The sequence below is a fragment of the Microbacterium immunditiarum genome (assembly GCF_013409785.1).
Classification (GTDB): Bacteria; Actinomycetota; Actinomycetes; order Actinomycetales; family Microbacteriaceae; genus Microbacterium; species Microbacterium immunditiarum.
The window spans coordinates 2,806,833-2,831,576 of sequence record NZ_JACCBV010000001.1 but is presented as its reverse complement, the minus strand read 5'-3'; the positions used below and the strand labels follow the sequence as shown (position 1 = coordinate 2,831,576).

General features: G+C 70.6%; 23 protein-coding genes. 15 read left to right on the top strand and 8 right to left on the bottom strand.

The window, feature by feature from the left end; all coding sequences use genetic code 11:
• Nucleotides 1-27 precede the first annotated feature (27 nt).
• Both qcrC and ctaE read right to left on the bottom strand, forming a co-directional pair.
• Nucleotides 28-828: a cytochrome bc1 complex diheme cytochrome c subunit gene (gene qcrC, locus BJ991_RS13220; protein WP_179490697.1), complete on the bottom strand. Its 801-nt coding sequence runs from the start codon at nt 826-828 to the stop codon at nt 28-30.
• Between the two features lie 19 nt (nt 829-847).
• Nucleotides 848-1,450, bottom strand: coding sequence for an aa3-type cytochrome oxidase subunit III (gene ctaE, locus BJ991_RS13215; protein WP_179492796.1), 603 nt, complete (start codon nt 1,448-1,450; stop codon nt 848-850).
• Nucleotides 1,451-1,648: 198 nt separating this feature from the next.
• On the opposite strand from ctaE, the gene trpD reads away from it, so the two are divergent.
• The 5 genes from trpD to BJ991_RS13190 all read left to right on the top strand — a co-directional run bounded on the left by trpD (nt 1,649) and on the right by BJ991_RS13190 (nt 6,206).
• A complete protein-coding gene (gene trpD, locus BJ991_RS13210; RefSeq protein WP_179490695.1) occupies nt 1,649-2,713 on the top strand; it encodes an anthranilate phosphoribosyltransferase in 1,065 nt (354 codons plus the stop codon).
• A 103-nt stretch (nt 2,714-2,816) separates the two neighbouring features.
• The gene (locus tag BJ991_RS13205) at nt 2,817-3,320 is read left to right on the top strand and encodes an aromatic ring-opening dioxygenase LigA (protein ID WP_179490693.1); all 504 of its coding nucleotides are present in this window, start codon (nt 2,817-2,819) and stop codon (nt 3,318-3,320) included.
• Between the two features lie 38 nt (nt 3,321-3,358).
• On the top strand, nt 3,359-4,354 hold the full coding sequence (locus BJ991_RS13200; protein ID WP_179490691.1) for a PHP domain-containing protein: 996 nt from the start codon (nt 3,359-3,361) through the stop codon (nt 4,352-4,354).
• A gap of 40 nt (nt 4,355-4,394) precedes the next feature.
• On the top strand, nt 4,395-4,904 hold the full coding sequence (locus BJ991_RS13195) for a ClbS/DfsB family four-helix bundle protein (RefSeq protein ID WP_179490689.1): 510 nt from the start codon (nt 4,395-4,397) through the stop codon (nt 4,902-4,904).
• Between the two features lie 45 nt (nt 4,905-4,949).
• Complete coding sequence (locus BJ991_RS13190; RefSeq protein ID WP_179490687.1) at nt 4,950-6,206, top strand: MFS transporter; 1,257 nt, start codon at nt 4,950-4,952, stop codon at nt 6,204-6,206.
• Here the strand turns inward: BJ991_RS13190 and BJ991_RS13185 are convergent.
• From BJ991_RS13185 to BJ991_RS13175, 3 genes are all read right to left on the bottom strand, one after another.
• Nucleotides 6,203-7,138 (bottom strand): 5'-3' exonuclease, encoded by a 936-nt coding sequence (locus BJ991_RS13185; protein WP_179490685.1) that lies wholly within the window; start codon nt 7,136-7,138, stop codon nt 6,203-6,205. The genes BJ991_RS13190 and BJ991_RS13185 overlap by 4 nt on opposite strands.
• Before the next feature lie 87 nt (nt 7,139-7,225).
• Nucleotides 7,226-8,596 (bottom strand): MFS transporter, encoded by a 1,371-nt coding sequence (locus BJ991_RS13180; protein WP_343048760.1) that lies wholly within the window; start codon nt 8,594-8,596, stop codon nt 7,226-7,228.
• A 54-nt stretch (nt 8,597-8,650) separates the two neighbouring features.
• Nucleotides 8,651-10,144, bottom strand: a complete 1,494-nt coding sequence (locus tag BJ991_RS13175) for a GH1 family beta-glucosidase (protein ID WP_179490683.1) — start codon at nt 10,142-10,144, stop codon at nt 8,651-8,653.
• Between the two features lie 345 nt (nt 10,145-10,489).
• On the opposite strand from BJ991_RS13175, the gene ileS reads away from it, so the two are divergent.
• From ileS to ndk, 4 genes are read left to right on the top strand one after another with little or no spacing between them, the layout of a single operon-like run.
• Nucleotides 10,490-13,879 carry an isoleucine--tRNA ligase gene (ileS, locus tag BJ991_RS13170; protein ID WP_179490681.1) on the top strand — a complete coding sequence of 1,130 codons (3,390 nt, stop codon included), beginning with the start codon at nt 10,490-10,492 and terminating at the stop codon, nt 13,877-13,879.
• Complete coding sequence (locus BJ991_RS13165) at nt 13,876-15,234, top strand: bifunctional folylpolyglutamate synthase/dihydrofolate synthase (RefSeq protein WP_179490679.1); 1,359 nt, start codon at nt 13,876-13,878, stop codon at nt 15,232-15,234. The genes ileS and BJ991_RS13165 overlap by 4 nt, the downstream gene beginning before the upstream one ends.
• Nucleotides 15,231-15,659: a DUF4233 domain-containing protein gene (locus BJ991_RS13160; RefSeq protein ID WP_343048759.1), complete on the top strand. Its 429-nt coding sequence runs from the start codon at nt 15,231-15,233 to the stop codon at nt 15,657-15,659. The genes BJ991_RS13165 and BJ991_RS13160 overlap by 4 nt, the downstream gene beginning before the upstream one ends.
• 1 nt (nt 15,660) lies before the next feature.
• Complete coding sequence (gene ndk / locus BJ991_RS13155) at nt 15,661-16,077, top strand: nucleoside-diphosphate kinase (protein WP_179490675.1); 417 nt, start codon at nt 15,661-15,663, stop codon at nt 16,075-16,077.
• A gap of 27 nt (nt 16,078-16,104) precedes the next feature.
• Here the strand turns inward: ndk and BJ991_RS13150 are convergent, their stop codons facing one another.
• Both BJ991_RS13150 and BJ991_RS13145 read right to left on the bottom strand, forming a co-directional pair.
• The gene (locus BJ991_RS13150; RefSeq protein ID WP_179490673.1) at nt 16,105-16,539 is read right to left on the bottom strand and encodes a hypothetical protein; all 435 of its coding nucleotides are present in this window, start codon (nt 16,537-16,539) and stop codon (nt 16,105-16,107) included.
• Between the two features lie 11 nt (nt 16,540-16,550).
• On the bottom strand, nt 16,551-17,153 hold the full coding sequence (locus BJ991_RS13145) for a vitamin K epoxide reductase family protein (protein WP_179490671.1): 603 nt from the start codon (nt 17,151-17,153) through the stop codon (nt 16,551-16,553).
• A 318-nt stretch (nt 17,154-17,471) separates the two neighbouring features.
• On the opposite strand from BJ991_RS13145, the gene BJ991_RS13140 reads away from it, so the two are divergent.
• The gene (locus BJ991_RS13140) at nt 17,472-19,883 is read left to right on the top strand and encodes an Rne/Rng family ribonuclease (RefSeq protein ID WP_179490669.1); all 2,412 of its coding nucleotides are present in this window, start codon (nt 17,472-17,474) and stop codon (nt 19,881-19,883) included.
• A gap of 30 nt (nt 19,884-19,913) precedes the next feature.
• Here the strand turns inward: BJ991_RS13140 and BJ991_RS13135 are convergent, their stop codons facing one another.
• Nucleotides 19,914-20,180: a DUF4031 domain-containing protein gene (locus BJ991_RS13135; protein ID WP_179490667.1), complete on the bottom strand. Its 267-nt coding sequence runs from the start codon at nt 20,178-20,180 to the stop codon at nt 19,914-19,916.
• Between the two features lie 173 nt (nt 20,181-20,353).
• Between BJ991_RS13135 and rplU the strand changes: the two genes are divergently transcribed.
• The 5 genes from rplU (at nt 20,354) to BJ991_RS13110 (ending at nt 24,692) form a co-directional block, all read left to right on the top strand.
• Complete coding sequence (gene rplU / locus BJ991_RS13130; protein ID WP_179490665.1) at nt 20,354-20,662, top strand: 50S ribosomal protein L21; 309 nt, start codon at nt 20,354-20,356, stop codon at nt 20,660-20,662.
• A gap of 18 nt (nt 20,663-20,680) precedes the next feature.
• Entirely contained in the window at nt 20,681-20,938 is a 258-nt protein-coding gene (rpmA, locus tag BJ991_RS13125; protein ID WP_179490663.1) for a 50S ribosomal protein L27, read from the top strand.
• A gap of 111 nt (nt 20,939-21,049) precedes the next feature.
• On the top strand, nt 21,050-22,579 hold the full coding sequence (obgE, locus tag BJ991_RS13120) for a GTPase ObgE (RefSeq protein ID WP_179490661.1): 1,530 nt from the start codon (nt 21,050-21,052) through the stop codon (nt 22,577-22,579).
• Nucleotides 22,576-23,433: a glutamate 5-kinase gene (gene proB, locus BJ991_RS13115; protein WP_179490659.1), complete on the top strand. Its 858-nt coding sequence runs from the start codon at nt 22,576-22,578 to the stop codon at nt 23,431-23,433. The genes obgE and proB overlap by 4 nt, the downstream gene beginning before the upstream one ends.
• The gene (locus BJ991_RS13110) at nt 23,430-24,692 is read left to right on the top strand and encodes a glutamate-5-semialdehyde dehydrogenase (RefSeq protein WP_179490657.1); all 1,263 of its coding nucleotides are present in this window, start codon (nt 23,430-23,432) and stop codon (nt 24,690-24,692) included. The genes proB and BJ991_RS13110 overlap by 4 nt, the downstream gene beginning before the upstream one ends.
• The last annotated feature ends 52 nt before the right edge of the window (nt 24,693-24,744 follow it).

Sequence of the window (24,744 nt, the reverse complement as noted above, 5' to 3'; positions counted from 1 at the left end):
CCTCTTCGCGTGAGTGTCGTCGTCGATTCAGTTGGACTTCGCCGTGATCCACACGGTGATGGCGATCAGCGCGCCGATGCCGAAGATCCAGATGAACAGGCCCTCCGAGACCGGGCCCAGCGAGCCGAGTGTGAAGCCGCCGGCCGATTCCTCCTGCTGCAGGAAGATGAGCGCGGAGATGATGTCGCGCTTGTCTTCGAGCGAGAGGTTCATGTCGCTGAACACGGGCATGTTCTGCGGGCCGGTCACCATCGCCGCGTACATGTGCAGCGGGCTCGTGGTGTGGAGGGCGGGGGCGTACTTGCCCTCGGTGAGCGCGCCGCCCGCGGCGGCGACGTTGTGGCACATCGCGCAGTTGATGCGGAACAGCTCGGCTCCGCGCGCGATGTCGCCCTCGCCATCGAGCACCTCGGGGTCGGGGTAGGTCGGCCCGGGCGAGGTCGACTGCACGTAGGCCGCGATCGCCTCGATCTGGTCCTCGGTGAACTGCGGGGCCTTCTGCGGTGCCTGCGGCCCCTGCATCTGCAGCGGCATGCGTCCGGTCGCGAGCTGGAACTCGACCGACAGCTCACCCACGCCGAACAGCGACGGGCCGTTCGGGGTCCCCTCGAGGCTGAGACCGTGGCAGGTGGCGCAGTTCGCCTGGAACAGCAGCTTGCCGTCCTCGACGGTCAGGGTGCTCGAGGCAGACGGCTCCGCCGTGGCGGCCATCGCCGCCGACGCCCCGGCGTAGACGCCACCGGTGATCAGGAGGCCGATACCGATGAGGGCGGCCGCCGCCCAGGGACTCCGGCGCCCGTTCGAGCGGCGCTTGCTCTCTCGTGCCATGTCGGGATTCCGCTCCGCTCTATCTCAGGAAGTAGATGACGATGAACAGCGCGATCCAGACGACGTCCACGAAGTGCCAGTAGTACGACACGACGATCGAGGACGTCATCTCCTTGCGCCCGAAGTTGCGGACCGCGTACGCGCGGCCGATGACGAGCAGGAACGCGATGAGACCGCCCGTCACGTGCAGGGCGTGGAAGCCCGTCGTGAGGTAGAAGGCCGACGCGTAGGAGTCTGCCTGGATGGGCATGCCCTCGGTCACCAGCTGCGCGTACTCCCAGACCTGGCCGGACACGAACACCGCGCCCATGAAGAAGGTGAGGAAGAACCACTCGACCATGCCCCATCGGCGGATGTTCCAGAACCCGCTCGTGCGGTACGGCTGGAAGCGCTCGGCGGCGAAGACGCCCATCTGGCAGGTGAAGCTCGAAAGCACCAGGATGAGCGTGTTCACGGCGGCGAAGGGGATGTTCAGCAGCGCGGTGCGGTCCGCCCACAGTTCAGGGGAGGTGGCCCGCAGGGTGAAGTAGATCGCGAAGAGACCCGCGAAGAACATCACCTCGCTGCCGAGCCACACGATCGTTCCGACAGCGACCGGATCGGGACGCTTGACGGATCGCATGGCCTGGGAATAGGTCGCTGGCGTGCTCGTCACGTCCCCATTATGGCTGATCCTGAGAGACGCATCACGCACCGCCAACCATCCAGCGGGCCTGAGTGGCAACTTCGGGCCTTCTCGGAGTGCGCTGGCAAGTCGCCGCGAGACCGCCGAGGGCCCTTGGCAGTCGGCGTGTCCGGCCGCGCACTAGGCTTCTGGATCATGGCGGAGCTGTACTCGTGGCCGGAGATCCTCTCGAGCCTGCTCGACGGCAGGGACCTCAGCGTGTCGGAGTCGACATGGGCGATGCGCCAGATCATGAGCGGGGCGGCGACGCCGTCCCGGCTCGGCGCGTTCCTCGTGGCGCTGCGCGCGAAAGGCGAGACGGTCGACGAGATCGTCGGATTCCGCGACGCGATCCTCGAGGCCGCGCTTCCGCTTCCCGTGTCGCCCGACGTGCTCGACATCGTCGGGACGGGTGGCGACCGGTTCGGCACTGTGAACGTGTCGACGACCGCGGCGATCGTGGCCGCGGCATCCGGGATACCCGTCGTCAAGCACGGCAACAAGGCGGCCAGCAGCTCGTCCGGCTCGTCGGACGTGCTCCGCGAGCTCGGCGTCGATCTCGGGCTCTCGCCCGAGGCGGTCGCTGCGACGCTGGACCGGGCCGGGCTCACCTTCGTGTTCGCGACGGCCTTCCACCCCGGGTTCCGGCACGCGGGTCCGACGCGCGCCGAGCTCGGCGTGCCGACGGTCTTCAATTTCCTGGGCCCGCTGTGCAACCCGGCCCGGGCGGAGGCGAACGCGGTCGGCGTCGCGCACCTCGACCGCGTGCCGCTCATCACGGGTGTGTTCCGCACGCGCGGTGCGACGGCGCTCGTGTTCCGCGGCGACGACGGCCTGGACGAGCTCACCACGACCGGCCACAGCCGCCTGTGGGAGGTCAGCCGCGGCGACATCCACGAGCACGACCTCGACCCGAGGGACCTCGGCATCCCGCTCGCCGACATCGACGACCTGCTCGGCGGCGACCCCGCGCACAACGCCGAGGTGGTGCGGCGCGTGCTCGGGGGCGAGAAGGGCCCGGTGCGCGACATCGTGCTGCTGAACGCCGCCGCAGGCATCGTCGCGTACCGCCTGTTCCGCGACGCATCCGAGGTCCAGCGTCCGGTCCTCGAACGTCTCGCGGAGGCGATGGAGCTGGGGGCCGCCGCGATCGACGAGGGCAAGGCGGCTGCCACGCTCGACCAGTGGATCGAGGTCACGAAGTCTCTGGCATCCGCCTGATCTCCCCGTCTTCGCACACGCGCGCAACGCTCTGGCGGCGCGTCGCAGGCGGACGCTAGGTTTGCCGCAGCATCCGTTCGGGATTTCGAAAGAGGAGCTCGCCATGTCAGATGCCGTCGCCCCCGAAGCCGCCGACGCGATCGAACCGCCCGCCCGCACGACCGGGGGCGTGAAGGTCGTCGGGATCCTCGGCATCCTCGCCGGCATCGCGCTGATCGTCGTCGCGATCATCGTGTGGATCGTCGTGACGACGCAGCTGCGGGCCGAGAACATCACGATCCCCGACGACGCGATGGCGTTCCAGGGTCAGCAGGTGACCGGCCCGTTCACCGCCTATGTGCAGGCCGACATCATCAACCGCCATGCGCTCGAGGCCTCCGGCGGCCAGACGTACGCCGAGCTGCCGCAGGACGACCCGATGCGCGCGACGATGATGAACGCGTCGTTCTTGCGGGCGTCGCTGTTCACGTCGGTCGTGTCGTACGGCGTGTCCGCCTTCGCGGCGGCGGTCGGCGTGCTCTCGATCATGTTCGGATGGGCGCTGCACCGCCTCGCCACGGCGCCCGTCGTCGTGAAGCGGTCGTCTTTCGCCGGGCCGGCGGAGTGAGCCGCTCGGCATGATCGGCGCTTCCCGCGGAGACTGCGATGCACCCGCGTGAGGCGCTCATCGAGATCGCGACCCTGCTCGAGCGTGAGCGGTCGTCGCGTTACAAGTCGAAGGCGTTCCGCGCCGCCGCCGACGCGATCGCGGGCCTGAACGACGAGCAGCTTCGGGACGCCGCATCCGTCCGTCGCCTCAAGGGCGTCGGCGAGTCGACCTTCGCGGTGATCCAGGAGGCGCTCGCGGGCGGCGTCCCCGCCTATCTCGCGGACCTGCGCGAGCGGGCCGGGGTGCAGCGCGAGTCGCAACTGCGGGCGCTGCTTCGCGGCGACCTGCACAGTCACAGCGATTGGTCGGACGGGCTCACCTCGATCGACCTCATGGTCGAGACGGCGCGCATCCTCGGGCACGAGTACGTCGCCCTCACCGATCACTCGCCGCGCCTGCGCGTCGCGAACGGACTCTCGCCCGAGCGGCTGCGGGCGCAGCGCGAGGTCGTGGAGGGGTTCCGCGACGAGCGGTTCACGCTGCTGTGGGGAATCGAGGTCGATATCCTCGACGACGGGGCGCTCGACCAGGAGCCCGAGCTGCTCGACGAGCTCGACGTCGTCGTGGCGTCGGCGCACTCGAAGCTGCGCATGGAGGCCGGGCCGATGACCCGCCGGTTCATCCGGGCCGTGTCGAATCCGCGGACCGACGTGCTCGGCCACGTGACGGGTCGCCTCGTCGAGGGCTCACGGGGCACCCGACCGCAGTCGGCATTCGACGCGCGGGCGGTGTTCGAGGCGTGCGCCGAGCACGGCGTCGCCGTCGAGATCAACTCCCGGCCGGAGCGGCAGGATCCGCCCGACGACCTCCTCGCGCTCGCCCTCGAGATCGGATGCCTCTTCTCGATCGACTCCGACGCACACGCGCCCGGCCAGCTCTCGCTCATCGATTATGGGGCGGAGCGCGCCGAGCGCGCGGGCATCCCCGCCGACAGGATCGTCACGACGTGGCCGCTGAAGCGGCTGCGCGAATGGCTGCGAAGGCCGCGATGAGCCCTCGCCGAACGCCGCCGGCCCGGGGTACTTTCGGAGGATGGTGGACTTCACGAGAGACGAGCTGCTCGAGCGCAACGACGAGGAGTTCGAGGCGCTCATGGCACTGATCGACTCGCTGCCGCCCGAGCGCCTCGATGAGGAGTTCGCCGGCGACGCCCGCGATCGCAATGTGCGGGACGTCGTGGCCCATCTGCACGCGTGGCACATCCTCTTCGAGGGCTGGTACGCCGAGGGGACGACGGGCGGCATCCCCGCGATCCCGGCCGACGGCTACTCGTGGTCGCAGTTGGCGGAGCTCAACGAGGACCTGCGTCAGCAGTGGCAGGGCACGAGCCTGCACGATCTGCTCGCGCTGCTGAAGGCTTCGCATCAGTCGCTGCAGGCGGACGTGGCGCTCCACTCCGACTCCGAGCTCAGCGACGCCGACAGCCATCCGTGGACGCAGGGGTCGCCGCTCGGCGAGCTGGCGCTCGAGTGCGGCGGCAACCACTACCGCTGGGCTCGCAACGCCATCGCGACAGGGCTCCGCCTGGAGGCCGCCGCCTAGACTCGTGAGGTGAGCGCGCGCCCGGCATCCCACGCGAGAAGCGGGATGCCCTGGCTCGTGATCACGGGCGTTCTCGTCGCGGCGCTGAGCCTGCGAGGCCCGATCGTCGCACCGACCCCGGTGCTCACCGACATCGAGCGCGACCTCGATGTCGGAGCCGCCGCGGCGGGCCTGCTCACAACGGCTCCCGTGCTCATGTTCGCGCTGCTCACGCCGGTCGCGGCGGTCGTGATCCGGAGGGCGGGCGCCGAGACCGCGCTCGTCGTCTCGCTCAGCGGCGTCCTCCTCGGCACGTTCGTGCGCGCCCTCCCGGGGTTCGGCTCGATGCTCGTCGGGATGGTCGTCATCGGCGCGTCGATCACGATCGGCAACGTCGTGATCCCGGTGATCATCCGGCGCGACGTGCGGCCCGAACGGGTCGCGATCGTGACGGCGGCGTACGCCGCGATGCTCAATGCCGGCTCGCTCATCACATCGCTGCTCACGGCGCCCCTCGCGTCGGTGATCGGCTGGCCCGCGGCGCTGCTCACCTGGTCGGTCATCACGATCGCCGGGATCATCGTGTGGGCGGCGCACCTCCAGCGCGAGCGGCGTGCCGGCGACGACCCGGACGAGCTGTACTCCGGCGTCCCGGCGCCGGCCGCGTCCTCATCCGCCCCCGGCCGGGACGTCGATCCCGACATCCTCACGGGACCGCTGCCGGTCGTGACGCGTCGAGGCGGGGAGCGACGGATGCTCCGCCGCCCCGTGGCCTGGCTCCTCGTCGCATCCTTCGCGCTTCAGTGCACGATCTACTACGCGCTGTCCACGTGGCTGCCGACGTTCGCCGCCGACGAGCTGCAGCTCGACGCGGCATCCGCCGGCGCGATCGCATCCGTCTATCAGGGCGTCGGCATCGCGGGGGCGTTCCTCGTGCCGCTGCTCATGCGGTTCACACCGCGGATCGTCACGCCGCTCGTGATCTGCGCGTCGTGGCTCGTCGTGACGATCGGGCTCCTCGCCGCGCCCGGATCGCTGTGGGTGTGGCTCGCGGTCGGCGCGATCGGCCACGCGGGCGGGTTCGTCGTCATCTTCTCGGCGCTCGTCGCGGTCGCGCGCGACGACGCCGAGGCAGCCGGACTGTCGGCGCTCGTTCAGGGCTTCGGATACGCGGTCGGGGCCCTCGGCGCACCCGTCGTGGGCGCGCTGCACGAGGCGACGGGGGAGTGGACGGCTGCCCTCGTGCTCCTGCTCATCCTCGCGATCGGCTACTGCGCGACGCTGCTGGCCGCGATCGCCGCAGCCGGACGGCCCAGGCGCTAGCCTGCCTCGACGCGGTCGAGCGCGTCGATGAGCCGCGTCATCGCGCCGCCGAGTCCCCAGCGGCCGGCGAAGCCGGCGGCATCCGCCTTCGCCGATTCGTCGAGCGGACGCAGACGCGCGTCGACCTCGGGCAGATCGAGGTCGCGCACGACCCCCACGACGGTCGGTGCGACGGCGAGATAGGGAAGGCCGGCCTCGATCTTGGCGCGCACGCCGGCGCTCATGCCGCCCTCGCCGCTGTCGGCCGCGGCCAGGATCCCCGGAAGGTCGCCGTAGGTGGCGAGGAGCCCCGCTGCCGACTTCTCGCCGATGCCCGCCACGCCGGGAAGGCCGTCGGACGAGTCGCCGCGCAGCGTCGCGAAATCCGCGTACTGCTGCGGAAGCACCCCGTACTTCTTGACGACGGTCTCGTCGGTGACGACCTCGAGGTTGCTCATGCCGCGGGCGGTGTAGATGACCCGCACGTCCCGCGAATCGTCGACGAGCTGGAAGAGGTCGCGATCGCCCGTGACGACGTCGACGGGCTGCCTCGCCCGGGTCGCGAGCGTGCCGATCACGTCGTCGGCCTCGTGCTCGGCCGCTCCGACGATGACGATGCCGACCGCCGCGAGCGCCTCGCGGATGACGGGCACCTGTGCCTCGAGCGCCTCGGGCACGACCTCGATGTCGGGCGCGCCCTCGACGACCTGCGCCACGCGGTGCGTCTTGTATGACGGGATGAGGTCGACGCGCCACTGCGGGCGCCAGTCGTCGTCCCAGCACGCGACGAGGTCGGTGGGCGAGTACGTCGTCACGAGCCGCGCGATGATGTCGAGGAACCCGCGCACCGCGTTGACCGGCGTGCCGTCGGGGGAGCGCACCGAGTCGGGTACGCCGTAGAACGCGCGGAAATAGAGCGAAGCGCTGTCGAGCAGCATGAGGCGGCCGGGCATGCGCTCATCCTGTCACGGGTCGGCGACACGACGCCCGTGATGATGAGCGCGGGGTGACGGATGCCACGGCATCCGTCACCCCTATCGTCAGCGAGCGGCGGCCGCGCCGACCTCTGTCTCGAGCTCCTCGGGAGCCGGACCAGCCTCGGGCACCGGACGCGTGCGCACCAGGCGCGCCGCCGCCCACGCCGCGACGAGGGTGACGGCCGAGAGGATCGCGAGGACGATGCCCGGATGCCACCACGCGAAATCCGTCGCACCTCCGAGCGCGGTCGTGAGCAGCGGCACGAAGCCGCTCACGGTCGCCGCGAACGCGTACGAGACCGACAGCGCGGAATAGCGGAAGTGGTCGGGGAAGAGGTCGTTCATGAGCCCGCCGAGCGCGGCCCACGCCATCGTCGGGAGGATTCCGCCGACGATCATCGTGCCGACGAGGATCGGGAACGTCGCGAACTGGAGCAGCCAGTACATCGGGAACGTGATGAGGAGCGTGCCGAGGGCACCCCACGCGACGACCTGCGCAGAGCCGATGCGATTCGCCCACGCCCCGAACAGCGGGATCGTCACGAGTTGCAGGAGACCGCCGATCGTCGTGGCGATGAGGAGGTCCTGGAAGCTGAAGCCGAGCACGGTGACGCCGTAGTTGACGGTGTAGGTGTTCATGAGCCCGTACGACCCGATGCCGAGCAGGGCGGCTCCGATCGCGATGAGGATCGCGAGGGGCCTCCGGCGGAACATCGTCACGAACGGCACCTTGTCACGGCGGCCCTCGGCGACGACCCCCTCGAAGACGGGGGTCTCGGTGATCGTGAGGCGCAAGTAGAGCGAGACCGCGAGCAGCGGGAAGGCGATGAGGAACGGGATGCGCCAGCCCCACGCGGCGAGCTGATCGGCCGGAAGCGCGATCGTCATGACGATGAAGAGCGCTGCCGAAAGGATCGAGCCGACGGGCGACCCGAGCTGCGGGATGGCGGCGTAGAAGGCGCGCTTGACCGGGTTGGCGTGCTCGGTCGCGAGGAGGATCGATCCGCCCCACTCGCCGCCGAGCGAGACGCCCTGCGCGATGCGCAGGAGCACGAGGAGCACCGCGCCGAGCCAGCCCGCCTGCGCGTACGTCGGCAGCAGGCCGATGAGGCCGGTCGCGACGCCCATGATGCCGATGGTCCACAGGAGGGTCGCGCGCCGGCCGAGGCGATCGCCCATGTGGCCGAAGATCACCGCGCCGATCGGGCGCACGACGAACGCGAGCGCGACGGTCGAGAACGCCAGGAGCGTGCCGCCGAGCTCGCCCAGCGGCTCGAAGAACAGGGGTCCGACGAAGAAGGCCGAGAAGTACGCGAAGACGTAGAAGTCGAACGACTCGAGGGAGGTGCCGACCATCGAGGCCCAGGCCACGCGGCGGACGGAGGAGGAACCGGATGGACCGGATGCCGCAGGGGCGGCGTCTGCTGTTGTCACGAGGGTCTATCCTGCCACCGCTCGGCAGTTGCTGGATCGAATCCAGGAACTGTATTACGCAGGCGGCACCGCGTTCGCCGCGATGACCTCGGCGTAGAAGCCCGCGCTTCTCTTCGGCAGCCGCTCCTGCGTCTCGAAGTCGACCGCGACGATGCCCCAGCGCTGCGTGTAGCCCTCGGCCCATTCGAAGTTGTCGAGGAGCGACCACACATAGTACCCCTCGAGCGGGACGCCGCCGTCGATCGCGCGCGCCGCCTGCTGGAAGTGCGCCCTGAAGAACTCGAGCCGTTCGGGGTCGTCGACCGTCACATCGCTCGAGCGGTCGGGGATGCCGTTCTCGGTGATGAGGAGCGGGATGGCGGGGTAGTCCGCGGCGAGCCGCGTGAGCAGGTCGTACAGCCCCTCGGGCAGCACCTGCTGCCACGGCGCGGCCGATGTCGGAGCGATCTGGGTCTCACGGCCGCCGGGATTCACACCGGTCACGCCGTAGTACTGCACCGCGAGGAAGTCGAGGGGAGCCGAGATCGTCGCGAGGTCCCCGGATTTCTGCTGCCCCCGGAAGGTGACGGGGTCGGCGGGGAGCTGTCCCGACTCGCCTCCGACGGCATCCTCGGGATAGGTGCCGAGCAGGATCGGATCGAGGAACAGCCGGTTCTCGCGCGCGTCGACCCGCCATGCCGCCTCCGGCTCGTCCGGGTCGGTCGGGTACACCGGGATGAGGTTCAGCGCGATGCCGATGCGTCCCCCCGCACCGCTCAGGCGGAAGCGCTCGACCGCGCGCCCGTGCGCCAGCAGCTGGTGGTGCACGGCCGCGGCCGCGACGTCGGGCGAGCGCAGGCCGGGAGCGTGCGCGCCGTACCAGTGCCCGACGAACGCGTGGGTCTTGGGCTCGTTGAGGGTCATCCAGTCCGCGTCGACATCGCCGAACGCGTCGAAGCATGCGGCGGCGTACTCGGCGAAGAGGTCCGCGGTCTCCCGCTGGATCCACCCGCCCGCATCCTGCACCCATTGCGGCAGGTCCCAGTGGAAGAGCGTGATGGCAGGACGGATGCCGCGCCCGACGAGCGCGTCGAGCATGCGCCGGTAGTGTTCGATGCCCCTGGAGTTGATCGTCCCCGTGCTGGTGGGCACGATTCGCGACCACGACAGCGAGAAGCGGTACGCCGCGAGGCCGAGGCTCGCCATGAGGCCGATGTCCTCCTCGTACCGCCGGTACTGGTCCGCGGCCGGCTCGCCGTTGGATCCGTCCCGGATGGTCCCCGCGCGGGCGGCGAACGTATCCCACACAGACGGCGTCCGCCCGTCGGCGGCGAGCGATCCCTCCACCTGGTACGCGCTCGTGGCGGCTCCCCACGTGAAGCCCGAGGGGAATCGCATCGGCCCGTCGGGCACGATCCACGGCGCGGGACTCTGCACGGCGGTTCGCGTGGGGGTGGGCGGAGCATCCGCCGTGCACGCCGCCAGCGCGACGGCGACCGTCCCCGCGCCGGCGGCGGTCAGCAGCGCGCGGCGCGAGATCACGGGACGGGAGAACGGGGTGTCTGGCATCGTCGCCTCAACTCGGGGGCCGCTGGAGGAAGCATACGTCGCTGCGCGGGCCGGGTGTGGGAGCGCTTCCAGGGAGACGAGCGCAGACAGCCTGACGGCGCAGCCGGTAAGATCGAGCGCAACGACGTCGATCCGGCCATCACCGGGGAGTCTTCGGAAGAACGCGCCGGGTCCCAGGGCCTGGCGTCATTAGAACCGAACGGGCCAGGCCCGTCACAGCCGCAGTGAGAGAGGGGCCCGGATCACCGGACGCCGCAGGCGTCGATCCAGGGGTCAAGCAGGGTGGTACCGCGGTCCGCGAGGGTCGTCCCGGCAGTCGAGCACACGAGCACCTGCTGGAGAGAGATGACCTACCCCCGACCCTCCGCCTTCGGGCCCGCGGCCGACGCCGCCCGGTCCGCCATCGTGCCGAGCCCGCGCTTCCCTGAGATCGAGCTCGAGGTGCTCGATTTCTGGAAGCACGACGACACGTTCCGCGCGTCGATCGCGCAGCGCGAGGGCGCTCCCGAGTGGGTGTTCTACGACGGCCCTCCGTTCGCGAACGGCCTGCCGCACTACGGTCACCTGCTGACCGGCTACGCGAAGGACCTCTTCCCGCGCTTCCAGACCATGCGCGGTCACAAGGTGGACCGCGTGTTCGGATGGGACACGCACGGCCTGCCCGCCGAGCTCGAGGCGATGAAGCAGCTCGACATCACCGAGAAGCAGCAGATCGAGGACATGGGCATCGCCGCGTTCAACGCGAAAGCCCGCGAGTCGGTGCTCGAGTACACGCGCGAGTGGGAGGACTACGTCACCCGCCAGGCGCGCTGGGTCGACTTCGAGCGCGGCTACAAGACCCTCGACACGAGCTACATGGAGTCGGTGCTCTGGGCGTTCAAGACGCTCCACGACCAGGGCCTCGCGTACGAGGGCTACCGCGTGCTGCCGTACTGCTGGCGGGACGAGACGCCACTGTCGAGCCACGAGCTGCGCATGGACGACGACGTCTACAAGATGCGCCAGGACCCGTCGGTCACCGTGACCTTCCCGCTGGTCGGCGCGAAGGCCGAGGCGCTCGGCCTCACCGGCGTGCGCGCGCTCGCGTGGACGACGACCCCCTGGACGCTGCCGACGAACCTCGCGCTGGCCGTCGGTCCCGGCATCCGCTATGCCGTCGTTCCCGGCGGGCCGAACGGCGCGTCCGACGTCCCCGCGGGCGACGATCGCGAGAGCGCTGTCGCGCACCGGTACCTGCTCGCGGAGGAGCTGCTCGGCGGCTACGCGAAGGACCTCGGCTACGAGTCGCCCGAGGCGGCGCGCGACGCGGTCGAACGCGTGGTCGTGGGCTCGGAGCTCGACGGCGTGTCGTACGACCGGCTGTTCGACTACTACGCGGATGCCGAGACCTGGGGCACCCAGAACGCGTGGCGCGTCCTCGTCGACGACTACGTGACCACCAGCGACGGCACCGGGATCGTGCACCAGGCGCCCGCGTACGGCGAGGACGACCAGCGCGTGGCCGAGGCGGCCGGGATCCCGACGATCCTGTCGGTCGACGACGGCGGACGGTTCCTCCCGCAGGTGACCGATGTGGCGGGCGAGCTGTGGATGGACGCCAACACGCCCCTCGTGCGCCTGCTGCGCCAGAACGGGCGCCTGCTGCGCCTCGCGAGCTACGAGCACTCGTACCCGCACTGCTGGCGCTGCCGCAACCCGCTCATCTACAAGGCGGTGTCGAGCTGGTTCGTGCGCGTGACCGCGATCAAGGAGCGCATGCTCGAGAACAACGAGCAGATCACGTGGGTGCCCGAGAACGTCAAGCACGGCCAGTTCGGCAAGTGGCTCGAGGGCGCTCGCGACTGGTCGGTGAGCCGCAACCGCTACTGGGGATCGCCGATCCCCGTGTGGAAGAGCGATGACCCCGAGCACCCGCGCATCGACGTGTACGGGTCGCTGGACGAGCTCGAGCGCGACTTCGGCGCACTCCCGCGGAACGAGGCGGGCGAGGTCGACCTGCACCGCCCGTTCATCGACGATCTCACGCGCCCGAATCCCGACGATCCGACCGGACGCAGCACGATGCGCCGCATCGAGGACGTGTTCGACGTGTGGTTCGACTCGGGCTCGATGCCTTACGCACAGGTGCACTATCCGTTCGAGAACCAGGAGTGGTTCGACGAGCACTCGCCGGCGGATTTCATCGTCGAGTACATCGGGCAGACGCGCGGCTGGTTCTACGTCATGCACGTGCTGTCCACCGCACTGTTCGACCGGCCCGCGTTCACAGGGGTGTCGTGCCACGGCATCGTGCTGGGCAGCGACGGGCTGAAGATGTCGAAGTCGCTGCGCAACTACCCCGACGTGAGCGAGGTCTTCGACCGGGACGGTTCCGACGCGATGCGCTGGTTCCTCATGGCGAGCTCCGTGCTGCGCGGCGGCAACCTCGTCGTCACGGAGGAGGGCATCCGCGCGGGCGTGCGCGAGTTCCTGCTGCCGCTGTGGAACGCGTGGTACTTCTTCGCGACGTATGCGAACGCCGCCGGCGGCCCTTCGACAGGCTCAGGGACCGGGGGCGAGGGCTACGAGGCGTCGTGGCGCACCGACTCGACGGACGTGCTCGACCGGTACATCCTCGCGCTCACGGGCGACCTCGTGCGCGGCGTCGCGGAGGACCTGGAGGGGCTCGACTCGACGCTCGCGGCCGCGAAGCTGCGCGACTTCGCCGAGGTGCTCACGAACTGGTACATCCGCCGTTCGCGCGACCGGTTCTGGACCGGCGTGACCGAGGACCCCGCCAGCCGCGACGCCTTCGACACCCTCTACACGGTGCTCGAGACGCTCACCCGCGTCGCGGCGCCGCTTATCCCGCTCGTCTCCGAGCGCGTGTGGCAGGGCCTCACGGGCGGGCGCAGCGTGCACCTGCAGGACTGGCCGGATCCCGCGGAGTTCCCGCCCGCCGACGACATCCGCTCCGCGATGGACGCCGTGCGCGAGGTCTCGAGCGTCGCCAACGCGCTGCGCAAGAAGGAGGGCAAGCGCGTGCGCCTGCCGCTCGCGAAGCTGACGGTGGCGGTGACGGATGCCGCGTCCCTCGCGCAGTTCGAGGACATCCTGCGCGACGAGCTCAACGTCAAGGCGGTCGAGCTCGTGCCGCTCACCGAGACGCTCGCCGAGGAGTACGGCATCAGCCGGCGCCTCACCGTGAACGCGCGGGCCGCCGGGCCGCGCCTGGGCAAGCAGGTGCAGCACGTCATCGCGGGTGCGAAGGCGGGGGTGTGGGAGGAGCGCGACGGGGTCGTGATCGTCGACGGCATCGGCCTCGAGCCCGGTGAGTACGACCTCGCGCTCGAGGCCGGGGGCGTCGGTGAGGGCACCGCGATCGCACTGCTGCCGTCGGGCGGCTTCGTGCTGCTCGAGACCGCGACGACCCCCGAGCTCGAGGCCGAGGGCCTCGCGCGCGATGTCATCCGCGCGGTGCAGGACACGCGCAAGGCCGCCGGCTTCGAGGTGAGCGACCGCATCCGCCTCGAGCTCGCGTTCGACGACGTCGACGACCGCGTCGCGGTCGAGACCGCGTTCGACATCGCGAACGTGGCGGGTGAGACGCTCGCGGTCGAGCACTCGCTGTACGGTCCGCGGGGCAGCCGTCCCGACAAGCCCAAGCCGGGGCACGTCGCCGAGTTCGCGGCCGGAACATTCGCGAACCGCGGCGCGTTCGAGGTCGCGGTGACGAAGTCGGGGGCATCCGCATGAGCGAAAAGGATCGGCGTCGCGCAGATCGCGTCTACGAGGCGCTCCTGCTCAGGCAGGGGGAGCGGTGGGTGCAGCCGCGCGTCGAGCGCACGCGTCGTGTGCTCGAGCTCCTCGACGACCCGCAGAAGACGTATCGCGTCGTCCATGTCACCGGCACGAACGGCAAGACGTCGACCAGCCGCATGATCGAGAGCCTCGTGCGCGCGCACGGACTGCGCACGGGCATGTTCACGAGCCCGCACCTGGAGCGGTTCACCGAGCGCATCATGATCGACGGGGAGCCGGTGTCGGATGCCGCGATCGCCGACGCGTGGGACGAGGTCGAGCCGATCGTGGGCATCGTCGACGCCGAGCTCGCGGCCGCGGGCGACGCGCCGCTCACGTTCTTCGAGCTGCTGACGGTCCTCGCGTTCGTCGCGTGCGCGGACGCCCCCGTCGACGTGCTCGTGCTCGAGGTGGGCATGGGCGGGTCGTGGGACTCGACGAACACCGCCGACGGCGACGTCGCGGTCATCGCGCCGATCGACCTCGACCACGCCGATCGCCTGGGCGACACGATCCAGGAGATCACGGGTGTCAAGGCCGGCATCATCAAGGACGGCGCATCCGTCGTGTCGGCGCACCAGGACCCCGCCGCGGCCGCCGTGCTGCGCGAGGTCGCGGCCCGGCGCGGCGCGTCGATCGCGTTCGAGGGCGAGGAGTTCGCGCTCACCGACGACCGACTCGCCGTCGGCGGGCAGGTCATCACGGTCCGCGGCCTCGCCGCCACGTACGAAGAGGAGTACCTGCCCCTCTACGGGCAGCACCAGGGCCGCAACGCGGCGCTCGCGATCGCCGCGGTCGAGTCGCTCATCGGAGCGGGGTCCGTCGCGATCGCCGGGGAGATCCTCGCGGAGGGACTCGGGCAGGTCACGTCGCCCGGTCGCCTGCAGCTCGTCGGGGCCGACCCGACGGTGATCGTCGACGCGGCGCACAACCCGCACGGGGCGCGGTCGCTCGTCGCGGCGCTGCGCGAGGCGTTCGACTTCGACGAGTGGGGCGTCGTGCTGGGCGTGCTGTCCGACAAGGACGCCGCGGGGATCGTCGCCGAGCTCGCTCCCCTCGCGGCGCACGTCTTCGCGACGGCGCCCGACTCCGAGCGCGCGAACGACGCCGACGCGATCGCCGACCTCGTCGAGGCCGCGGGCGTGGGCGTCACCGTCCACCCCGAGCTCGCCGACGCGGCCGAAGCGGCTCGGCAGTGGGCCGCGGCCGGCGACCGTCGAGCTGTCGTGATCGCGGGGTCCGTCGTGCTCGCCGGCGAGGCCCTCACCCTCGCGGCGGCCGAGGGCTGGAAGTCCGGGTGGGAGGCGTGAGCGCCCGAGCCGAACGTCGGCCCCGCGGAGCCGCCGCATCACTCGGCGCGATCGTGCTCGGGTTCGAGTCGGTCGTCGTCTTCCTCGGGGGGCTCGTCGTCTACGGGCTGAAGGCGCTGCCCGCAGGCGTCGAGCCGTGGTGGGGCATCGTCGCCGGCGCCGTCCTCGCGGTGCTCATGATCGTGACCGCCGGCCTGCTGCGCCACCGCTGGGCGATCGCGCTCGGGTGGCTGTGGCAGCTCGTGCTCGCTCTCGGCGCGATCATGCTCCCGGCGCTCCTGATCGTCGCGCTCATTTTCGGTGCGATGTGGGGGTATGCCACGATCAAGGGGGCGGCGCTCGACCGCCGCAACGCGCGACTGGCCGTCGAAGCCGGCGGTGTCGCCGACGTCCCCCACGAGACCGACAGGGCGAACGGAGACTGACATGCCCACCGAAGAGACCCTCGTCCTTGTGAAGCCCGACGCGGTCGCACGCGGCCTGACGGGCGCGATCCTCGCCCGCATCGAGGCGAAGGGATACGCGCTCGTCGACATCAAGCTCGTCGAGCCCGACCGCGACCGCCTCGAGGCGCACTACGCCGAACACGAGGGCAAGCCGTTCTACGATCCGCTCCTCGAGTTCATGATGTCCGGACCGTCGGTGGCCATCCGCCTCGCGGGCAACCGCGTCATCGAGGGCTTCCGCTCGCTCGCGGGCACGACCGACCCGACGGCTGCGGCTCCCGGCACGATCCGCGGCGATTATGGCCGCGACTGGGGTCTGAAGGTGCAGCAGAACCTCGTGCACGGCTCGGACTCGCCGGAGTCGGCTGCGCGCGAGCTCGCGATCTGGTTCCGCTGAGTCGGATCGACCGAGACGGATGCCGCGCTACGGCGCCGCGACCGTGAACTCCTCCTCGGGGGAGACGCACGAACCGCCGCCGGGGCACTCGACGGTGTCCCAGTAGTTCGAGATCCACGCGATCGCAGTGCCCGGGTGGATCGTCGGCGGAACCGTGATCGACACCTCGAACGATCCGTCCGGCTCCGGCTTCACCCGCGCCTGCGCGAGCGGGATGCGCTCGTCCACGCGCTGGATGCGGACGACCCACTCGGTGCCCTCGGGGGCCGGGCACGGGTGCGTCGTCGCGACCGTCACGATGCGACCGGGCTTGGGGTTGTCGGGCGACACGCTCAACTCGGGCACGCACACCGCGGAGGGCGGATCCGACGTCGAGACGCACCCCGGCAGCGCGAGCGCGATGAGGGCGATCGCCGCGAACGTCATGCCGGCGGCGGCGCGGGGGTGGGGCATCGGCTTCATGACACGCATCGTCAGAACAGCGAGCCGAGCACGTCGAGGCGCGCCTGCGCGATGACGGCGACGATCGCGTAGCTGATCACCGCGAGCAGGGGCGTCCAGCCCATGAGCGTGTCGGCTCCGCGGCGGATCGACGCGGGGGCCGGAAGGATACCCGTGCGCAGCACGTGCAGCGTCACGACGTAGAACGACGGGATCGTCACGACCCACGTCACCATGCACCACGGGCACAGCGTCCCCAGCACGAAGATGCTCTGCGCGATGAGCCACATCACGAAGACGAACGCCAGCGTCATCCCGAGCTCGAACAGCCACCAGAACCACCGGGCGAACCGTGCGCCCGCGAGGATCGCGACGCCTACCACGACGGGCGCGACCCACCCCGCGAGGCCGATTATCGGGTTCGGGAAGCCGAAGACCGAACCCTGCCACGACTCGAGGTTCTTGCCGCACTGCACGAGCGGGCTGAAGTCGCACGACGCCTGCGAGCCGGGGTTCTCGAGCAGATGCAGACGCTCCATCGTCAGCGAGAACGCCGCCCACCAGCCGATGACCCCGGCGATGATGAGCCACACGGCCATGACGGTGGGGCGCTGGTGCGTCTGCGGTTCGGGCATGCCACGGATTATGGCATCGACGACTGGGCGGATGCCGCCGCATCCGCCGTGGAAACGGCGTGGTGTCCCGCGAGATGGGCAAACCTCCGCGAAGGTGCGATAATGGACGGGATGTGTCGCGGCCGCGCCGCGAACACCGCATCAACGCAGACTTCGGGCGATGACAGCCCCCGCAGCGCGAGCCCCGCCGACAGAGCCGGGTTCCGCTGCAGACCGAGTGAGTTCGCAGCACCGCCCCGGACCGGAGGGCACGGAGCGGCGCAGCACGAGATTTCGCCGGGCGGCGCGCGGTGCCGCCCCGCAGGGAGTACGCCGTAGATGGCTGATGAGAATGACACACACGCCGATCCCCGCCCCGAATCCGACGCTCCCGTAGCCTCTCCGCAGCCTGCGGAGGCGGACGACGCGGCGAGCGCCGAGACCGAGGCGGTCATCGAGTCCGTCGAGGCGACCGAGGGCGACAGCGCCCCGGCGGCGCCGGAGACGGATGCTGCGCCGGCCGAGCCGGCCGGGGATTCCGTCTCCGAGCCGCAGCAGGAGCCGGCGGATGACCGGGAGCAGGCGGCGGAGACGCCGGCTGAGACCGACACGGAGGCAGCGCCCGCGGACGCAGCTCCGCAGGACGCTTCGGAAGAGACCGAGTCGGCGGGCGAAGAGACGCCGTTGACCGCGCAGAGCCTGGGCCTGCTGCCCGAGGTGTTCGTGTCGGCGGTCTCGACCGAGCTCCGCTTCTACGCACCCGAGATCACGTTCCTGCCGTCCCGTCCCGCCCCGCGGCGCGACGACGACAACGGCTCGGCCGGATCGCGCCGGCGCCGCCGCCGCGGCGGGGGAGAGGGGCGCGACGAGGCATCCGACTCTTCGAAGGATTCCGGCGACCAGCCCGCTCCGCGCAAGCAGCGCGCCGTCGAGCTCATCACCGAGCCGCAGCGCATCAAGGGCTCGACGCGGCTCGAGGCCAAGAAGCAGCGTCGTCGCGACGGCCGTGAGGCCGGGCGTCGCCGTGCGGTCGTCACCGAGGCCGAGTTCCTCGCTCGCCGCGAGGCGGTCGACCGCGAGATGATCGTGCGCTCGAAGAACGGCCGCATCCAGATCGCCGTGCTCGAAGACAAGGTCCTCGTCGAGCACTACGTCGCGCGCAACCAGGACGCGTCGCTCATCGGCAACGTGTACCTCGGCCGCGTGCAGAACGTGCTGCCGAGCATGGAGGCCGCGTTCGTCGACATCGGCCGCGGCCGCAACGCGGTGCTGTACTCGGGCGAGGTGGACTGGGACGCCGTCGAGACCGGCAACCAGCCGCGCCGCATCGAGCTCGCTCTCAAGACCGGTGACCGCGTGCTGGTCCAGGTGACGAAGGACCCGGTCGGCCACAAGGGCGCCCGCCTGACGAGCCAGATCTCGCTTCCGGGCCGCTACCTCGTGTACGTTCCCGGCGGCGCGATGAACGGCATCTCGCGCAAGCTGCCCGACACCGAGCGCGCGCGCCTGAAGAAGATCCTCAAGGAGGTGCTCCCCGAGTCGTCCGGCGTCATCGTCCGCACGGCGGCCGAGGGCGCGACCGAGGAGCAGCTCACGCGCGACGTGCAGCGCCTCACGAACCAGTGGGAGCACATCTCGAAGCAGGTCGAGACGATCCAGGCGCCGGCGCTGCTGCACTCCGAGCCGGATCTGCTCGTCAAGATCGTGCGCGACGTCTTCAACGAGGACTTCTCGCGCATGCTCATCCAGGGCGACGACGCGCACCACACGATCACGAAGTACCTCGAGTCGGTCGCGCCCGACCTCCTCGAGCGCGTCGAGGGCTACGACGGCGACGGCGACCCGTTCGACGAGTTCCGCATCACGGAGCAGATCGAGAAGGCGCTCGACCGCAAGGTGTGGCTGCCGTCCGGCGGCTCGCTCGTGATCGACCGCACCGAGGCCATGACGGTCATCGACGTCAACACGGGCAAGTTCGTCGGCTCGGGCGGCAACCTCGAAGAGACCGTCACGAAGAACAACCTCGAGGCGGCTGAGGAGATCGTGCGCCAGCTGCGTCTGCGCGACATCGGCGGCATCATCGTCGTCGACTTCATCGACATGGTGCTCGAGTCCAACCGCGATCTCGTGCTGCGCCGCCTCGTCGAGTGCCTGAGCCGCGACCGCACGAAGCACCAGGTCGCCGAGGTCACCTCGCTCGGCCTCGTGCAGATGACCCGCAAGAAGCTCGGCCTCGGCCTGCTCGAGACCTTCAGCGAGCCGTGCGAGGTGTGCGCGGGCCGCGGCCTCATCGTGCACCACGACCCGGTCGTGAAGCACCGCGCGGCACCGAGCGCGCAAGGCGGCGGTCGCCGGTCGTCGCGCCAGAGCGGCGGTGGGTCCCAGCCCGGCGCGGGCACGCACGTGATCACCGAGGGCGTCAAGTCCGCCCTCGCGCAGATCGCCGCGTCGACGATCCACCACCCCGACGAGGAGGCGAGCGAGCACTCGGCGAACGAGCCGAGCCTGCAGCTCCCGGTCGTCGAGAAGGTCGACAAGCCCGAGAAGGCCGACAAGCCGGAGCGCAAGAAGCGCAAGAAGAAGACGGATGCCGCGTCCCCGCCGCCCAAGAGCGAGAAGGAGCTCCTGCTCGACTCGGTGCTCAACGCGCTCCCCGAGCCCAAGGCCCCGGGCCAGGGGCGGGCGCGCCGTCGCGTGACGACCGCCGCCCTCACGGGCACGCCCGTCGCGCACACGCCCTCCGACGACTGATACGGTGCGAGCCTCCCCGGAAGGGGAGGCTCAGCGCCGGTCGCGGCCGCGCACGCGCAGACCTGACGCGATGAGCGCGCGCACGAGCGTGTGGCCGCTCACGTGTTGAGCGCCTGCCGCCACGAGGCGCGCGTGCGCCTCTTCCGGCACGTCGTAGTGGTCGAGGTCGAACCCGCGCCGCGGGATGCCGTTCGCGGCCGCGAACTCGTGGAGCTCGTCGAGGTTCGAGTCGCTGACCAGGTGCGCCCACCGCCGCCCGTGTGCGGGCCACAGGGGGTCGTCGATCAGGATCGCCACGCGCCGATCCTATGCACGCGGGACCGGGCGAAGGGCCGCCGCGACACGGGGTGGGTGCTTTTGCCAAGGGTACGAGGCATCCGGTAAAGTAGTCCTTTGGTGCGTCGAGATATCCGCGCCACGTCTTTCATGACATCCCGAGCGCGTGCGCTCCCAGAAGAAACAGGTGTGAAGTGGTTTACGCAGTTGTGCGCGCCGGCGGGCGACAGGAGAAGGTCGAGGTCGGCACGATCGTCGTTCTCGATCGCCAGGCCGCGAAGGTCGGCGACAAGATCGAGCTGCCCGCCGTGCTGTTCGTCGACGGCGACTCCGTCACGACCGACGCCGACAAGCTCGCGAAGGTCACTGTGACCGCCGAGGTTCTCGGTGAGGAGCGCGGCCCGAAGATCGTGATCCAGAAGTTCAAGAACAAGACCGGCTACAAGAAGCGCCAGGGCCACCGTCAGGAGCTCACGCGCGTCAAGATCACCGGCATCAAGTAAGCCAGGAGAGACGCAGAGATGGCACACAAGAAGGGCGCAAGCTCCACCCGCAACGGTCGTGACTCGAACGCCCAGCGCCTCGGCGTGAAGCGCTTCGGCGGCCAGGTCGTCAACGCCGGCGAGATCCTCGTCCGCCAGCGCGGCACGCACTTCCACCCCGGCGCCAACGTCGGCCGTGGCGGCGACGACACGCTGTTCGCCCTCGCGGCGGGCGCTGTCGAGTTCGGCACCAAGGGCGGCCGCAAGGTCGTCAACATCGTCGCGACGGCGGAGTGATCCGGGCGCTTCGACAGGTCTCACGGTGAGGGGCGGGCTTCGGCTCGCCCCTCACTGCGCATAATCAGGAATCGCGGCCCCCACGGGCGGCGCACGGCAGGAGGAGACGGCATGGTCACGTTCGTCGACCGCGTCACGCTGCACCTGCGTGCCGGCAAGGGGGGCAACGGCTGCGTGTCGGTGCGCCGCGAGAAGTTCAAGCCGCTGGCCGGCCCCGACGGCGGCAACGGCGGTCACGGCGGCGACATCGTGCTCGTCGCCGACCCGCAGGTGACGACGCTCCTGTCGTACCACCACTCGCCGCACCGCTCCGGGGGCAACGGCGGCTTCGGCATGGGCGACAACCGCTCGGGCGCCAACGGCGAATCCCTCGAGCTGCCCGTCCCCGTCGGCACCGTCGTGAAGGACCCGTCCGGTGAGGTCCTCGTCGATATGATCGACCCCGGCATGCGGTTCGTCGTCGCTCCGGGCGGCCTCGGTGGACTCGGCAACGCCGCTCTCGCCTCCCCCAAGCGCAAGGCCCCCGGCTTCGCGCTGCTCGGCACGCCGGGCTGGGAGGGCGATGTCATCCTCGAGCTCAAGACCGTCGCCGACGTGGCTCTCGTCGGCTTCCCGTCGGCGGGCAAGTCGAGCCTCATCGCGGCGATCTCCGCCGCGCGGCCCAAGATCGCGGATTACCCGTTCACGACGCTGCATCCGAATCTCGGCGTCGTCCAGGCGGGTGACGTGCGCTACACCGTGGCCGACGTCCCTGGACTCATCGAGGGCGCCAGCGAGGGCAAGGGACTCGGACTCGAGTTCCTGCGGCACGTCGAGCGGTGCACGGCGCTCGTGCACGTGCTCGACTGCGCGACGCTCGAGCCCGGGCGCGACCCGCTCACCGACCTCGACGTGATCCTCTCCGAGCTCGCCGCGTATCCCGTCCCCGAAGGCCAGGTGCCGCTGCTCGAGCGCCCGCAGCTCATCGCGCTCAACAAGATCGACGTGCCCGAGGCGAAGGACCTCGCCGATCTCGTGCGCCCCGACCTCGAGGAGCGCGGATTCCGCGTGTTCGAGATCTCGACCGTGAGTCACGCTGGCCTTCGCCCGCTCACCTACGCGCTCGGCGAGATCGTCGCCGAGCACCGCGCCGCCGAGGCGGTCAAGCCCGCGCCCGAGCGCATCGTCATCCGGCCCAAGGGTGCCGAGCAGGAGTTCACCGTGCGTGCCGAAGGCGGCACCTACGGCCCGGTCTACCGCGTGCGCGGGGCGAAGCCCGAGCGCTGGGTGTACCAGACCGACTTCCAGAACGACGAGGCCGTCGGCTACCTCGCCGACCGCCTCGAGCGCCTCGGCGTCGAAGACGAGCTCTACCGCGTAGGTGCGACGCCAGGCTCGACCGTCATCATCGGCGGAGACGACGGCGTCGTCTTCGACTGGCAGCCGTCGCTTTCCTCCGTGGCCGAGCTCATGACCGCGCCGCGCGGCACCGACCCGCGGCTCGACGCGTCCGGGCGGCGCACGACGGCGGAGCGCCGCGAGCGCTACCACGAGCGCATGGACGCGAAGGCCGAGGCGCGGGCCGAGCTCGAGGCCGAGCGGCTCACGGCACGCGAGCACGACATCGAAGCGATCGACGACATCGACGAGGAGGATGAGTGAGCGCAGCCGAGCGACAGGACATCCCCGGTTCCCGCCGGGTCGTCGTGAAGGTGGGGTCGTCATCGATCAGCGGTGACAACGCCCCGCGCATCCAGGCGATCGTCGAGGCGCTCGCCGCCGCGCATGCCCGCGGCACCGAGATCGTGCTGGTCTCATCCGGTGCCATCGCGACGGGCATGCCCTTCCTGTCGCTCGGGGAGCGACCCACAGACCTGGCGACGCAGCAGGCAGCGGCCGCGGTCGGGCAGAACGTGCTCATCTACCGGTATCAGGAGGCCCTGCGGCCGTTCCGCGTGGTCGCGGGCCAGGTGCTGCTCACTGCCGGAGACTTGGAGAACCCGATGCACCGCTCGAACGCGCGCCGCGCGATGGAGCGCCTCCTGGGCCTTCGGATCCTCCCGATCGTGAACGAGAACGACACGGTCGCCACGCACGAGATCCGCTTCGGTGACAACGACCGCCTCGCAGCTCTCGTGGCGCAGCTCATCGGCGCTGATGCCCTCGTACTGCTGAGCGACATCGAGGCGCTCTACACGCGCCCGCCGGACGAGCCCGGGGCGCACCCCATCCACCGCATCGCATACGGCGAGGACCTCCATGGGTTCGAGTTCGGCTCGGTCGTGGTCAACAGCGTCGGAACCGGAGGAGCGGCGACCAAGGTGTCCGCCGCGCGGCTGGCCGCGGCATCCGGTGTCGGTGTGCTCGTCACGAGCGCCGATCTCGTCGATCGCGCCCTCGCCGGCGACGAGATCGGAACGTGGTTCGCGCCGAATCCCGAGCCCGCGTCGTCCGCCGGCACAGGACCCCTGCGCACGATCTCGAGCTCGCTGCCCGCCGATAAACTGACGGGATGACCGCCACCGCCGCGACGACCGCCCGCGACCGCATGCTGCTCGCGAAGGAGGCCGCGCGCAGTGTGGGACGCCTGACCGACGCCGAGAAGCGCGACGCCCTGCTCGCCATCGCCGACGCCATCGAGGCGGCGACTCCCGCGATCGTCGAGGCGAACGCCGAGGATCTCGAGCGCGGCCGCGCCACGGGGCTCAGCGTCGCCCTGCAGGACCGCCTGCGCCTCGACGACCCCCGTGTCGGCGCCCTCGCGACGGCCGTGCGCGAGGTCGCGGCACTGCCGGACCCGGTCGGGCGCGTTCTCGACGAGCGGGTGTTGCCGAACGGCGTCGCACTGACGAAGGTCTCGGTGCCGTTCGGCGTCGTGGGCTCGATCTATGAGGCGCGTCCGAACGTGACGGTCGACATCGCCGCGCTCGCGTTGCGCTCCGGCAACGCCGTCGTGCTGCGCGGCGGGACTGCCGCCGAGCTCACGAACGCCGCGCTCGTGGACGTGATGCGCGACGCTCTCGCCGACCGGGGGATCGACCCCGAGGCGATCCAGACGGTCGACTCGTTCGGGCGCGAGGGCGCGCGCGAGCTCATGCACGCGCGTGGCATCGTCGACGTGCTCGTGCCGCGGGGGAGCGCGCAGCTCATCGAGGCGGTCGTCACCGAGTCATCCGTCCCGGTCATCGAGACCGGCGCCGGCGTCGTCCACATCGTGCTCGACGCGAGTGCGCCCCTCGAGTGGGCGCGCGACATCGTCGTGAACGCGAAGGTGCAGCGCCCGAGCGTGTGCAACGCCGTCGAGACTGTGCTCGTGCACCGCGACGCGGCCGAGCGGCTCGTCTCGCCGGTGGTGGCGGCACTCCAGGAGCAGGGAGTGACCGTGCACGGCGACGACCGCGTGTCGGCGCTCGCCGAGGGCGTCGTTCCGGCGACGGACGACGACTGGGCGACCGAGTACCTGAGCCTCGACCTATCGATGCGCGTGGTCGACGACCTCGACGACGCGCTCGCGCACATCCGCCGCTACTCGACCCACCACACCGAGTCGATCATCACCCAGGACGACGCGAGCGCGGAGCGCTTCCTCGCCGAGGTCGACTCCGCGGTCGTCATGGCGAACGCGTCGACGCGCTTCACCGACGGCGCCGAATTCGGGTTCGGCGCCGAGGTCGGGATCTCGACGCAGAAGCTCCACGCACGCGGTCCGATGGGTCTCGCGGAGCTCACGAGCACGAAGTGGATCGCGCGCGGGGCCGGACAGGTTCGCGAGTGAGGCTTAGACTGGACGGGCGCGCCACCCGGCGCACGATCGAAACGGAGCCCGA